The 13,322-nt window shown below is 74.7% G+C and carries 8 protein-coding genes; 6 read left to right on the top strand and 2 right to left on the bottom strand.

The window, feature by feature from the left end:
- Positions 1 to 79: 79 nt before the first annotated feature.
- Positions 80 to 967, top strand: a complete 888-nt coding sequence (locus QP090_RS13165) for a helix-turn-helix domain-containing protein (RefSeq protein ID WP_285939048.1) — start codon at positions 80 to 82, stop codon at positions 965 to 967.
- Between the two features lie 117 nt (positions 968 to 1,084).
- Positions 1,085 to 2,554: a glutamate decarboxylase gene (gad, locus tag QP090_RS13160; protein ID WP_285939047.1), complete on the top strand. Its 1,470-nt coding sequence runs from the start codon at positions 1,085 to 1,087 to the stop codon at positions 2,552 to 2,554.
- Positions 2,555 to 2,572: 18 nt separating this feature from the next.
- Here gad and QP090_RS13155 read toward each other — a convergent pair whose 3' ends face one another.
- Positions 2,573 to 3,043 (bottom strand): DUF8820 family protein, encoded by a 471-nt coding sequence (locus tag QP090_RS13155; RefSeq protein WP_285939046.1) that lies wholly within the window; start codon positions 3,041 to 3,043, stop codon positions 2,573 to 2,575.
- Positions 3,044 to 3,093: 50 nt separating this feature from the next.
- A complete protein-coding gene (locus QP090_RS13150; RefSeq protein ID WP_285939045.1) occupies positions 3,094 to 4,341 on the bottom strand; it encodes a DUF6745 domain-containing protein in 1,248 nt (415 codons plus the stop codon).
- Between the two features lie 129 nt (positions 4,342 to 4,470).
- Between QP090_RS13150 and QP090_RS13145 the strand changes: the two genes are divergently transcribed.
- The 4 genes from QP090_RS13145 to QP090_RS13130 all read left to right on the top strand — a co-directional run bounded on the left by QP090_RS13145 (position 4,471) and on the right by QP090_RS13130 (position 13,320).
- Positions 4,471 to 7,857: a DUF4132 domain-containing protein gene (locus tag QP090_RS13145; RefSeq protein WP_285939044.1), complete on the top strand. Its 3,387-nt coding sequence runs from the start codon at positions 4,471 to 4,473 to the stop codon at positions 7,855 to 7,857.
- Positions 7,858 to 8,106: 249 nt separating this feature from the next.
- Positions 8,107 to 8,724, top strand: a complete 618-nt coding sequence (grpE, locus tag QP090_RS13140; protein ID WP_285939043.1) for a nucleotide exchange factor GrpE — start codon at positions 8,107 to 8,109, stop codon at positions 8,722 to 8,724.
- An 83-nt stretch (positions 8,725 to 8,807) separates the two neighbouring features.
- Positions 8,808 to 10,439, top strand: coding sequence for an Hsp70 family protein (locus tag QP090_RS13135; protein ID WP_285939042.1), 1,632 nt, complete (start codon positions 8,808 to 8,810; stop codon positions 10,437 to 10,439).
- 28 nt (positions 10,440 to 10,467) lie between these two features.
- The gene (locus tag QP090_RS13130) at positions 10,468 to 13,320 is read left to right on the top strand and encodes a SaeA-related protein (RefSeq protein ID WP_285939041.1); all 2,853 of its coding nucleotides are present in this window, start codon (positions 10,468 to 10,470) and stop codon (positions 13,318 to 13,320) included.
- The last annotated feature ends 2 nt before the right edge of the window (positions 13,321 to 13,322 follow it).

Below are 13,322 nucleotides of genomic sequence, written 5' to 3'. Positions count from 1 at the left end.
ACGGTTCCGTGGCCGACGCGGTGCGTGAAGCTATAGTGAGACCGGTTCTGCACCGCCGTCTCCGACGAGGAGTCCCCCCATGGCCTCCGTCACGATCCCCGGCAGCAGGCATGCCACGTCCGTCCAGGGCGACCCGCTGGTCCCGCGGATGCTGCTCGGCCTGCGGCTGCGCGAGCTGCGGGAGGCGGCCGGCCTCTCGCGCGAGGACGCCGGAGCGGCGATCCGCGGTTCGAGCTCGAAGATCAGCCGCCTCGAGCTGGGCCGCATCGGGTGCAAGCGGCGCGACATCGCCGACCTGCTCAGCCTGTACGGCGTGAGCGACGAGGCCCCGCGCGCCACGCTGCTGGCGCTCGCCGACCAGGCCAACGGGCGGGCGTGGTGGCACGCCGATCGCGACATCGTGCCCGAGTGGGTGCGGCCCTACCTGAGCGCCGAGCAGACGGCGCGGCTGGTCCGCTGCTTCGAGTCGCAGTTCGTCCCCGGCCTGTTGCAGACCGAGGACTACGCCCGCGAGGTCATTCGCCGCGTCGTCCCCGAGCACGAGGTCGACCGACGGGTCGACCTGCGGATGGGCCGCCAGCGGGTGCTGCGGCGCCGGCCGAGGCCGCTGAACCTGTGGGCGGTGCTCGACGAGTCGGCGCTGTGGCGGCCCATCGGCGGCCCGCGGACGATGCGGGCGCAGCTCCAGCACATCATCGACCTCTGCGGACGGCCGAACGTCACCGTGCAGATCGCGCCGTACGGGATCTGCGGGCGGGTGGCTGGCGACGGTCCCGTCACCCTGGTCCGCTTCCCGCAGCAGGGGCTGCCCGACATGGTGTACCTCGAACGGCACAACAGCGCGGTCTACCCGTTCCGGCGGGCCGAGATCGAGCACCACTGGCACACCTTCAACACCCTGGTCACCGAGGCCGCTCCACCCGAGCAGACGGTGCCGATCCTGCGGCGCACCCTCGACACGTACTGATCGGTCCGCCGGGCTTTGCCCGCTGCTGTTGATATGGGGTGCTTTGGTGGGTTTTTGGGGGTGCGGGTCGGAGAGGTAGCCGGGTAGCGCTACTTCTCTGACGGCGGGAGGCTCACCGTGGCGTTGCACGTCGTGAAGGAGGCCGAGCCCGATGACGGCGACCAGGACCTGTTCGCCGGGCCGCTGAGCGAGCGGGTGCTGCCCAAGCACCGGATCCCCGAGCACCCGTCCGACCCGCGGGCCGTGTACGCGATGCTCCACGCCGAGCTCCAGCTCGACGGCGACTCGGCGCAGAACCTCGCGACGTTCTGCACCACCTGGAGCGACGACGAGGTGCACCGCCTGATGGACGAGTGCCTCGGCAAGAACATGATCGACAAGGACGAGTACCCGCAGACCGCCGAGATCGAGTCGCGGTGCGTGCGCATCCTGGCCGATCTGTGGAACGCGCCGGCCGGGCACGACACGATGGGCTGCTCCACCACCGGGTCCAGCGAGGCGGCGATGCTCGGCGGCCTGGCGATGAAGTGGCGGTGGCGGCGGCGCCGTGCGGCGGAGGCCGAGGCGGAGGCCAGGGCCGAGGCCGGGGTCGCGGCCGAGGCCGGCGTGGGCGTCGGCGCGGGCTCGGCCCCGGGCACCGGGACGGGCGCGCCGGCCGAGCGGCCCAATCTGGTGTGCGGACCGGTGCAGGTCTGCTGGGAGAAGTTCGCCCGCTACTTCGACGTCGAGCTGCGCCAGGTGCCGCTCGAACCGGGCGCGACGGGCCTGCGCCCGCACCAGCTCGCGGGCCACGTCGACCGGAACACCATCGGCGTGGTGGCGATCGTGGGCGTCACCTACACCTGCGACTACGAGCCGGTCGCCGAGCTCGCCGCCGAGCTCGACCGGATCCAGGACGAGACCGGGGTGGACGTCCCGATCCACGTCGACGCGGCCAGCGGCGGGTTCGTGGCGCCGTTCGTCCAGCCGGAGCTGGCCTGGGACTTCCGGGTCGAGCGGGTCGTCTCCATCAACGCCTCGGGGCACAAGTACGGACTGGCGCCGCTCGGCGTGGGCTGGGCGGTGTGGCGGTCGGCCGAGCTGCTGCCGGAGGAACTGATCTTCCGGGTGAACTACCTGGGCGGCGACATGCCGACGTTCGCACTGAACTTCTCCCGTCCCGGCGGGGAGGTCATCGCGCAGTACTACATGCTGCTGCGGCTGGGCCGCGAGGGCTACCGGCGCGTCCAGCAGGCGTGCGTCGACAGCGCCCGCCACCTCGCCGGGGAGATCGCGGCGATGGGGCCGTTCGAGCTCCTGTACGACGGGCGGGGGGCGCTGCCGGCCGTGTCGTACCGGCTCAAGGACGATCCCGATCCCGGCTTCACCCTCTACGACCTGAGCGAGCAGCTCAGCACGCGGGGCTGGCAGGTGCCGTCCTATCCGCTGCCCGCGCACCGGGACGACACCGTCGTGCAGCGGATCCTGGTCAGGCACGGCGTCAGCCGCGATGAGGTCTCGCTGCTGGCCGACGACATCCGCCGCTGCCTCGACCGGCTGGGGCACCGCTCCACCGGCGCCCCAGCGCAGCCGGGCTTCCATCACTGAGCCGTCCCGGGGGACGGTTCAGTCGGCGACGAGCCGGTCACCACCGGACAGGCGGGACCGTCCGGGGCGCTGAGTGGCGCGCTCACGCTGCCTGCGGACGGCGTAGGCGCCCGGCGCGATACCGGTGCCGCCGTGCTCGGGGTGGATGAGGTAGGCGACGGCGCGGGTCTCCAGTACGCCGATGGCGAGCGCCTCCGGGTCGATCACGTCGGTGGTCCAGCGGCACGTTCCCGGGTCGGCGACGAGCGTGTGCGGGTTGCCGCCCGCCGCGCCGCGCAGCAGTTCCACGCCCGCGGCGGGGACGGGGCGCCAGCGCGCGGTGCGGGCGGCCGACATGTCCCGGGCCAGGTCCAGCGGGACGACGATCAGGTCGCCCTGGGCCTGGAGGCCGTCGATGACCGGGATCGCCATCTCCTGCTCGAGGTGGTCCAGGACGTCGAGTCCGGTGCGGCGGGTCAGGTCGGCGAGGGTCACGGTGGTCGTGGTCATGCGCATCACCTTTGGGGGTCTCGTGTGGAGCGGGGAGGGGGCGGTCGGGGTCACGTGCGGCGGAGCAGGCGTGCGTACTGGTCTCTGGTGAGGCCGTACGACCAGCCCGCCGCGGCGACCGGATCGTCGAGGTCGGCGGGGACGCTGAGCCCGTACCGGCGGCGGGTCCCGTCCCGCTCGACCGACCCGTTGACGGCGAGCAGCACGCGTGCGCGCGAGCCCAGGCTCTGGAAGGGCAGGTCGTAGAGGCGGAGCAGGCAGCCGGGGTTGCCGGGGTCGGGCGCGGTCGAGACCAGGCGCAGGCCGGCCCGGTCGATGTAGACGTCCCAGCCGATCCGCTCGATGGCGCAGCGGCGCACCTCGGCGTTGGGCTCCGCGAGGATCCGCTCGACGGTGGGCTCCTCGATCACCCAGGACGGGACGAGGGTGCCGTGCCAGGAGCACGGGCCCCAGCCGTCGGCGTACCGGATCGCCCGGCCCTTGCCGGAGTGCAGTCGCAGCTCGCCGTGCGCGGAGCCGGGGACGGGTTCGGCGTGCACGGCCGCCGGACGTTCGGACACCACGCACACGTCCTCGTCCGGCCACCACCAGCCGCACGACCGGGCGAGCGCGATCCACAGGTCGAGCTGCGCGCCGGTGGCGGCGCCGATGCGGGACCTGCTCAAGGTGCGGAGGATGTCGTGCTCGGCGACCCAGTGGGCCTCATGCAGCCCGTACCAGGCCATGGCCGGCCGGTTCAGCAGGACGCGCTGGGGCCGGCCCAGCGATTCGTGCACGGTTCCTCTCAGGGTGTCCCGGACGGTGACCTGGAGGATCTCGCTGAGCGAGGCGCCCTCCCGCAGGCTCTCCCGAGGAGGAAGCGTCAGGACGGCCTGCCAGCCCAGGAAGGACCCCAGCGGCCATCTGGGCAGGCGACGCCGGAAGCACTCGTCCAGGGTGTGGCGGAGTGTCGAGGCCAGAGTGGCCAGCCGTGCGGCCAGGGGCCAGACGGTCGATTGTCCTGGGGCCGTCCAGTCCTGCGGTAGGGACATCTTCGGGATCAGCCCGGCGTCCGCGGCGGCGCCTGGGGAGTCGACCCAGACAAAGCGCGGGGCGCGCTGCCCCACGAGGCGGTACAGCTCGGTGATGGCCGCTTCGGCGGCCGGACGGTCGGCGGGCAGGGTGCACAGTGCCCGGCCGAGCCAGTCGTCGCGTAGTGCGATCGCCCGGTCGAGGACTTCGCCCGGGGGCTGGTCGATCTGCCACCGCTCCGCGGAGCGGTGCTTTGCGGAGGCGCGCGTGGCGCCGGGCCCGCTCACCGCTGGTAGGCGGGAGCCGCCTTTCTCTCGATCATGGGCCGATGGTGACATCCGGGGCGGCGTTCCCGCAAGCCGCTCTTTTGGATGATCTCGAGGCGATTCGTCGTAGGCGGCTCCTAAAGTGGCGCCGTGAGCGATCAGTCACCGAACGAGGATCAGGTGATCCTGCCGGAGTCCCTGCGGGGCGTGCTGTATCCGCGCCGGGGCGGTGCCGCCGTACCGGTCGCCGAGGTCGACGGCTCCGCCGTGGCCGCCGTGCGCGAGGTCGAACGGCGGGTGCGGCCGTCCATCGACCTGGTCGTGGCGGAGGGCGGCGGGCCCGGCGACCCGCTCGGGGTCGCCGGGCGGATCGGCCGGCATCTGGACGGTGCGCCCGACCCCGTGGGCGCCGCCGCCATCGCGCGGATCGCGCTGAGCCCTTCGGAGTTGAAGTTCGACGCCTGGCTGCGGCTGGTCCTCGACGCGTGGGCCGCCGAGCACGGGCTGCCGTTCGCCGCCTGCGCGTTCGTCGAGTTCTGCCGTCACGAGTTCCGTCCGCCCGGCACGATCGTGGAGCTGGACGATTTCGAGGACCCTTGGTGGCGTGACGGGGCGGTGCGGGTCCGCTCCCTCCTGGCGGTCGCCGACGAGCGCGTCTACCAGGAGGCGGTCGACGGGCTGGCCGCTCACCGCGGCACGCGGGTCGGGCGCTTGGTGGTGTCGTTCCTCGTGCCGACCCGCGTCGACTGGGTGGACGAGTGCTGCGCCGCCCTGCCGAACTCACGGCGCACCAACACCTGGCTGTGGTGGTCCGTCGTGAGCACGACCGATCAGGTCGCCAACCTCGACCCGTGCGTGTTCGAGGGAGACATCTCGGCCATCGCCACGGCGGTCGACGGGCTCGGGGACATCGTCACTTACACCCTCGCGTGGGACCTCGACATCGACGTGAACGGCCCCGACGCCCGCAGGGGGATTCTCGACGCGCTCAGCGCGCTGCCCGATGACAGGGCGTTCGAGATGCTGGTGCACAGGGCCGACCAGAGGAGCGTACTGCCCGCGATGGCCACTGCGGCCGAGCACTTCCCGGTGCGGACGCTCCGGATACTGGCCCCGCGGGCCGTGAGCCTGGACGCGGCGTCGGGGTCGCCGATCGCCGAGCTGGTCGCCGGCCACCTGCGCACGCGTCCCGAGCTGGCGGAGGCCGCCGCGTCGTCTGATTCGTCCGGCGTGCTGAGCGGCTTCTCCGACGATGAGCGTGTGGCGGCGCGGATCCTCGCCACGTCGCTGGAGCGGGTCGCCGAGGCGCCCGCGTCCTCCCTGCCCGCCCTGCTCACCGAGCCGCCGTGGACGCGGAAGGGCAAGGGGAAGGGGAAGGGGACGGGGACGGTGCGGGCGGCGGCGCGGCCGGTCGTGATCGCGGGCCTCGTCCCGCCGTCCGAACAGGTGGTGGCCTGGGCGCCCGGCGAGCGGGAGAGATGGGCCTCGCCGGTCCGCCGCGCGATGCACTCCGACGACCACGACTGGCGGAAGACCATCGCCGCGTTCCGGGCGGGCCGCGACCCCGAGGAGCTCTGCGGGCAGATGTTCGGCGAGGGGCCCGAGGACGTGGTCCGGCCGTTCGTGAAGGACTGGAACCCCTATTCCTGGGACATCGACCACTGGCTGAGGCCGGTCATGGCCCGGTTCGAGGGCGAGGTGCGGCCGATGCTGCTGAAGCGGGCGGAGGGGAGCCCGGCGGCGTACGGCGGGCGGCTGCTCCCGTTCCTTGACGCCGAGGTCGCCGCGCTGATGGCGCGCTGGCTGACCGCGCCGAAGGCGGCGCGGCCGACGGCGGTGGCCTGGTTCTCCCGGCACGGCGCGGCGGCCGTCCCGCTGCTGGTCCCGGACGCGCTCGGCGAGCCGGGCCGGGAGCGCGGCGACGCCGAGACCGCGCTGCGGTTCGTGGCGGCCGGGGTCGGCGCGGACGCGGTCGTCCAGGCCGCGCGGGTGCACGGCGCCGAGGCCGCCGACGCGGTCGCGGCGTTCCTGGCCGTCGACCCGCTGGAGGTCTATCCGGTCCGTCCGCCGAAGGCCCGCGGCTGGGCCGCTCCCGAGCTGCTCCCGCAGGTGCTGCTGCGCGACACCGGGCTGGCGCTGCCGGACGAGGCGGTCCGGCACGTGGTCACGATGCTGGCGATGACCAGGCCCGGCGAGGCGTACGCGGGCGTCGAGGTGGTCCGGGAGCTGTGCGAGCCGGGGTCGCTGGCCGCGTTCGGGTGGGCGCTGTTCCAGCGGTGGCGGATCGCCGGGGCCGACGCCAAGTCGGGCTGGGCGCTGGCCCAGCTCGGCCGGACCGGCGACGACGGCACCGTCCGCCGCCTGACCTCGCTGATCAGGGCCTGGCCGGGCGACGGCGGGCACGCCAAGGCCGTCGCGGGCCTGGAGGTGCTCGCCGAGATAGGCTCGGACGTGGCGCTCACGCACCTGCACAAGATCGCCGAGCGGATGCGGTACAAGGGCCTCAAGGCGCGGGCGCGGGCGAAGGCCGAGGAGGTCGCCGCGGCGCTCGGGCTGACCTCCGACCAGCTCGCCGACCGGGTGGTGCCGGGCTTCGGGCTCGCCGCCGACGGCAGCATGACCCTCGACTACGGGCCGCGCCGGTTCAGGGTCGGGTTCGACGAGCAGCTCAGGCCGTACGTGGCCGACGAGGACGGGACGCGCCGCCGGGCGCTGCCGAGGCCGAACGCGCGCGACGACGCGCGGCTGGCGCCCGCCGCGGCGGCCCGGTACGCCCTGCTGAAGAAGGACGTGCGCGCCACCGCCTCCCGCGAGATCGGGCGGCTGAAGGAGGCGATGGCCTCGGGACGGCGGTGGGCGCCCGCCGACTTCCGGGAGCACCTGATCGGCCATCCGCTGCTGTGGCACATCGTGCGGCGGCTGGTGTGGCTGTGCGATGACGGCGGCGTCACCACCGCGTTCCGGCTCGCCGAGGACCGCACGTTCGCCGACGTGGACGACGACCTGCTGACGCCGCCCGAGTCCGCGCGGATCCGCGTGGCGCACCCGGTCGACCTCGGCGACCGGCTGAACGACTGGGCCGAGGTGCTCGCCGACTACGAGGTGCTGCAACCGTTCGCCCAGGTCGTGCGGGTCGACCACCTTCTCCTCCAAGAGGAGCGGGCGAGCTCGCGGCTGAAGCGGTTCGAGGGGATCGGCGTCCCGCTGGACCGGGTGCTGGCGCTGCCGGCGCGCGGCTGGGAGCTCGGCGGCGGGGAGCTGGGCGAGGCGAGCCAGAGCTGGGCCGCGCGGGATGTCCCAGGCGGACGGCGCGTCACGGTGGTCCTCGGCCCGGGGCCCGGGGGCGGGCGCGGCCGTCCGGCCGCCGAGCACCGGGTGGTCGAGGTGTTCCTCGGCTGGGGGCGCGCCGGGTCGCCGTCCGAGTCCGGCGGGCACCACCACTTCGGTGAGGTCGACCCGGTGGCCGTTTCGGAGATCCTGGCCGATCTCACGGAGCTGACCGCGCCGGTCCGTGACGACGCGGTGACGGTGCCGTGACCGGCTTGTTCCGGGGGCGGGCCCGGTGAGGCGCCGGGGCGCCGCGGGAGCGCCCCGAATATCTGCCGTCCGAAATGTGCCGACCGGGGGGCGCGGGCCGGCCTGAGGGAATGACCGGGGTAGAAAATCGGGGCGATTCAGGCGATCTTGGATTGGTGGGGGGTGAGTGCCTCCCATCGGCGGGATTCTTGTTGTTGTATGTGGAATCGGCCCCGGTAACCGCGCGGGCGCCGGGGCGGAGGAGGGTCGATGGTCGATGGGGTCGACGGGTTCGAGGTGGACGGGCGGCTGGCGGCCATCGAGGGCGCGGTCGCCGAGTTCAACCGGAGATCGGCGCACCGCGAGGCGGTGATCGACCGGCTGCACGAGGAGAACCAGCGGCTGCGCAGCGGCCTGCACCGGTCGCTGATCGAGCCGATCGTCGCCGACCTGATCCGGCTGTACGACTCACTGGCGCAGGAGGCCGCCCGGATGTCCGGGGACGGCGCGGACCCGGCGCCGGGCCGGCTGCTGGACAGCTTCGCCGACGACGTGCTGCTGACGCTGGAGCGGGCCGGCCTGGACGAGTTCACCGCGCGTCCCGGCGAGCCGTTCGACCCGGCTCGGCACGCGGCGGTGGCGGTCGTGCCGGCCGCCGACGCGGCCCTGGACAACACGGTGGCCGAGGTGACGGCGGTCGGGTTCGTGGAGCGCGAGACCGGGCGGGTGCGCCGTCCCGTCCGGGCCCGCTTCCACCGCTTCGACCACGCGGAGGCCGAGACCGGGACCGAGGCAGGGACCGGGACCGAGACCGGGACCGAGGTCGAGACCGGCGCCGTGCCCGGACCTCGGACGGCCGAGCCGCTTGGTGCCCCGGAGACGTCATGACCGCCTGACCGCTGACCGCCCGAGTGCCCGACCGCGTGACCCCCGATGACGAGCCGGCTTCCGAGCGAGGAGATATCCGCGAAATGGCAACCTATGGTATCGATCTGGGTACCACTTACTCGTGCGTCGCCTATGTCGACGACACCGGCCGGCCCGCCATTGCCAAGAACGCCGTCGGCCAGGAGACCACGCCGTCGGTGGTGTATTTCGAGACGCCCGACAACGTGGTGGTCGGGCAGGACGCCAAGGGGTCGGCCAAGCTGTTCCCCGACCAGGTCGTGTCGCTGATCAAGCGGCAGATGGGGCAGAGCTTCGAGCTCGACTTCCACGGCACCGCGCACACCCCCGAGTCGATCTCGGCGCTGGTGCTGAAGGAGCTGGCCCGCGCCGCCGGCGAGCACACCCACGAGGAGGTGCGCGACGTGGTGATCACGGTGCCCGCCTACTTCGGCGTCGCCGAGCGCGAGGCCACCCGCAACGCGGGCGAGATCGCGGGCCTCAACGTGCTCAACCTGATCCCCGAGCCGGTGGCCGCGGCGCTGCACTACGAGGCGCTGTCGAGCGAGGAGTCGTCCACGATCCTGGTGTACGACCTCGGCGGCGGCACCTTCGACACGACCGTCATCCGGCTGGAGGGCGACGACGTCCGGGTGGTGTGCACCGACGGCGACCACCGGCTGGGCGGCGCCGACTGGGACGAGCGGATCGCCGACCACTTGCTGGAGGGCTTCCTGGCGGAGAACCCCGGGTCGTCCGCGGCCGAGAGCGAGGACTTCCTCCAGGAGCTGGCGCTCGCCGCCGAGGACCTGAAGAAGGGGCTCAGCTCGGCGCAGTCGCGGCGCTACAACATGCGGTTCGACGGCGGCACCGCGAAGGTGGAGCTGACCCGCGAGACGTTCGAGACCCTCACCGAGGACCTGCTCGGCCGCACCTTCGAGATCACCCGGCGCACCCTCGACGCCGCCGCCGAGCAGGGGGTGGCGGCCTTCGACGACGTGCTGCTGGTGGGCGGCTCGGTGCGGATGCCCGCGGTGGCCGAGGGGCTGCGCGAACGCTTCGGGTTCGCGCCCAAGCTGCACGACCCCGACCTGGCGGTGGCCAAGGGCGCGGCGCGGTTCGCGCTGATCGAGGCGGTCAAGGTGCGGCTTCCGGGCGAGGGCGCGGACGGCTCGGTCCCGGTGACCGGCGCCGAGGCCGACCGGGCGGTCGAGCAGGCGGCCGACCAGCTCGGGCTCGACACGGCGAAGGTGCGCAAGCTGGCCGGGCAGCGGGTGACCACGGTGGTGCCGCGGGCCTTCGGGGTGATGACCATCGACTTCGCGCCGGACGGGGCGGAGGTCTACGCGGTGAGCCACGTGCTGCGCGCCAACACCGCGCTGCCCGCCGCGCCGGACGCGGAGCGGTTCGTCACCGCCTTCGACGACCAGACCGGCATCAAGGTGGAGATCTGGGAGCAGGCCGGCGCGGCCGAGTCGGCCGACCCGGCCGACAACGCCAAGATCGGCGAGGGGGTCATCGAGGACCTGCCGCGGCTGCGCAAGGGGTCGCCGATCGACATCGGCTTCGCGATGGACGAGCTCGGCCTGCTCACCGTGCGCGCGGTCGAGTTGCAGACTCAGCGGGAGCTGCGGATCGAGGTGCGCATCCAGGGGCTGTCGGAGGCCCAGGTGGCCGAGGCGAAGACCGCCGTCAAGCGGTACACGCTGTCCGAGTGACCGACCCCCCTCCGGCCGAGGAGCGCCATTGCTCGACAGGGACGCCTACCGCCGCGGCGTGCTCGATCCGGCCCGTGCCCGTGGGAACACCCCGCCCGCCGATCTGTTCGTCCGGTACGGGCTCGACGGGTCGCCGCCCTTGCAGGGCGAGGCGTTCGATCGGCACGTCACGTCGGTCGTCGCGTACTGGCGGACGCTCAAGCAGCAGAAGAGGTCGTACGGCAAGCTCGTCGACGCGCTGCTGATCGGGCACGGCGAGCTGGCCCGGGCGGGCGCGGGCAGGGGCGGGCTGACCTGGGACGTCCTCGACGCCGAGACGCGGCGGCGGGCGGACGAGGCGACCGGCCGGCTGACCGAGGCGGTCACCGCGCTGTCCCGCACGACCACGCGCGTCAGCCGGGCCGCGTTCGACCACCTGGTGGCCGACACCGGCGGCGCCTGCTCCGAGGACGAGGTGCGCCGGGCGCTGGCGGGCCACGGGGTGGGCGTCGTCGACCGGCCCTGGGAGCTGCCCGCCGCGGCGCCGCCCGCGTACCGGACGCTGCGCGCCGGTCTCGGGCTGCTCGGCCTGGGCCTGTCGGCCGAGGCGGTCGTCGGCACCGCGACCGTCCGCGCGGGGTTCCGGCTGCGCGACGGGTTCCGCCTGGTCACCGGGTCGGACGCGGGTCCGGCGGGGCCGCTGACGCAGGACATGGTCGCCGCCGCGGTCCGGCGCTCGGCGGGACGGGCCCACGACGAGGGCAAGACCGCGGGCGACACCGTGCTGGCGACGCTGGCCGAGGCGGCGCGCGAGCCGGGGCGGCTCGACGAGCTGCTGCTGTGGGAGCTGATGCAGGTGCTGCGGCCCCAGGTGGACGCGGGGATGCCGATGGGGCTGATCGCCGGGCGCGCGGTGGCCCTCGGGCTGGTCGTGGACGAGGCGGAGGAGCTCGCGCTGGCGATGCTGACCGCCGGTGCCCGTCCGGCCGGTGCGGTGGCGCGGCTGGAGGAGGCCCTCCATGACGACCGGCTGCGGGCGGCCGAGCGGCTCCTTCCGGGGCTGCCGGCGGACGCGCCGCCGGAGCTGCGCGCCCAGGTCGAGGAGCGGCTGCGGCAGGTGGCGGGCTGGGCCGAGGAGGCCGCGCGCGAGCTGGCGGCCGGACGCACCGAGTCGGCGGCCGAGCTGCTCCACCGGGCGGCGCGGACGGCCGTCGACGACGACGCGATCGGCGATCGGCTGCGCGCCCTCCCGCCGCCCCCGCCCGGCGCCGTCCGGGTCGGGGTGCAGGAGGACGCGGGCGCGGGACGGGTGACGGTCGCGTGGGAGCCCAGCCCGGCGCGGGTGGGGCCGGTGGTGTACCGCGTGGTGCGGACGGCCGGGGCGGCGGCGGCCGGGGCCGGCGCCGGGACGGTGGTCGGCGAGACCGGCGCCAACGAGCTGAGCGACCCGGCCCCACCGGCCGGCGCGGACCTGCATTACACGGTGCTCGCCGGACGCGTCGAGGGGATCTGGTCCGCGCCCGCGGCGGGCCCGCCGGTGACGGTGCTGCCCGAGGTCCACGACCTGGCGGTGCTGCCGGGGACGCGGGAGATCGTGGTGACCTGGCGGCTCCCGCCGGACGCGGCCGAGGCCGTGGTCACCAGGCTCGATCCGCAGGGCGGACCGCCCCCGGCCGTCGACCGGGGCGGCTTCGCCGACACCGGCGTGACGCCCGGGCGGACCTGCCGGTACCGGGTCCAGGCGGTCTACGAGCGTCCGGACGGCACCCGCGGCCTCTCCCGCGGCGTGGTCGTCACCGGCCTGCCGGAGGAGGCGCCGCAGGCGGTGCCGGCCCTGTCGGCCGAGCTGGCGGGGGACGGCGGGCCGCCGGTCGCGCGGATCACCTGGACGCCGCCGTCCAGCGGGCGGGTGGTGATCCGGACGTCCGCCGAGCCGCCGCCGTGGCCGTCCGGCACGGGGATCTCGCCGGACGAGGCCGACCGGTACGGGCGGGCGGTCCCGGGTGCGGCCGTGCCCGGTCCCGGTGGGCGGCGGACGCTGAGCACGCCGTTCGGCGGCGCCTCGCGCCGCTACTACGTCGCGGTGACCGTGGGCACGGGGAGGGCGGTGGTGGGACCCGCGGCCGTGCTCATGGTGGTGGACCCGGTGCGCGACCTGACCGTCCGCCGGATGGGCGGCACGGTGGAGCTGAGCTGGATCTGGCCGTCCGGCGCGGAGCTCGCCGAGGTGATCTGGGCCCCGGCGGCTTCGGCGGCTTCGGCCGGCCGCGCCGGCTTCGCCGCTCCGGCGGGCCCCGGCGGCGATGGCGGCGGTGACCCTGCCGCGTGGGCGGGGGCGGCCGTCGTCGAGTGCAGCCGCCGCGCGTACGAGGACGACGGCTGCCACGTGGAGGTCGGGCCCGGCGCCGTCCGGCTGGGCGTGCGGACCGTGATGCGCGACGGCGAGGGCGCGACCGGCACAAAGTCCGGGGCCGAAGGGAGGGCCGGAGGCAGGGCTGGAGGCGGGGCCGGATCCGGCGCCGGAGAGCTGCGGTCGCGTCCGGTGATGGCGGCCGTACCGGCCACGGCGACGGAGGTCCGGTACGAGTTCCGCCGGCCGCGGCTGCCGCTGCGGCGCCGTCCGTCGTCGGCCGTCCTGGTGCTGACCACCGAGCGCCGCTGCCGGCTGCCGCCGCTGGTCGTCGTGCACCGCGCGGGCGGCGTTCTGCCGCTGCGGCCCGAGCAGGGCGTGGTGATCCATGAGATACCGGCCGGCGAGCTCGACCCGGAGCACCCCCGCACGCTCCGGATCGCGGTCCCGGCCGCGTCCGGCGGGTCGCGGCTGGCCTGCTTTCCCGTGACCGGCGCCGCTGACGCGGACGCGGGCGCGGTGACCCTGATCCCGCTCCCCGGAACCTGGTGAAC

This window comes from Actinomadura xylanilytica, from assembly GCF_030283145.1.
Taxonomy (GTDB): domain Bacteria; phylum Actinomycetota; class Actinomycetes; order Streptosporangiales; family Streptosporangiaceae; genus Spirillospora; species Spirillospora xylanilytica.
The sequence above is the reverse complement of the archived record's forward strand: the minus strand, read 5'-3'. Positions and strand labels throughout refer to the sequence as shown.

Bases quoted from the DNA above. Each gene is read 5' to 3' on its own strand.
- QP090_RS13165 (WP_285939048.1), top strand. From the start codon at position 80: ATGGCCTCCGTCACGATCCCCGGCAGCAGGCATGCCACGTCCGTCCAG.
- QP090_RS13155 (WP_285939046.1), bottom strand. From the start codon at position 3,043: ATGACCACGACCACCGTGACCCTCGCCGACCTGACCCGCCGCACCGGA.
- grpE (WP_285939043.1), top strand. From the start codon at position 8,107: ATGGTCGATGGGGTCGACGGGTTCGAGGTGGACGGGCGGCTGGCGGCC.
- QP090_RS13135 (WP_285939042.1), top strand. From the start codon at position 8,808: ATGGCAACCTATGGTATCGATCTGGGTACCACTTACTCGTGCGTCGCC.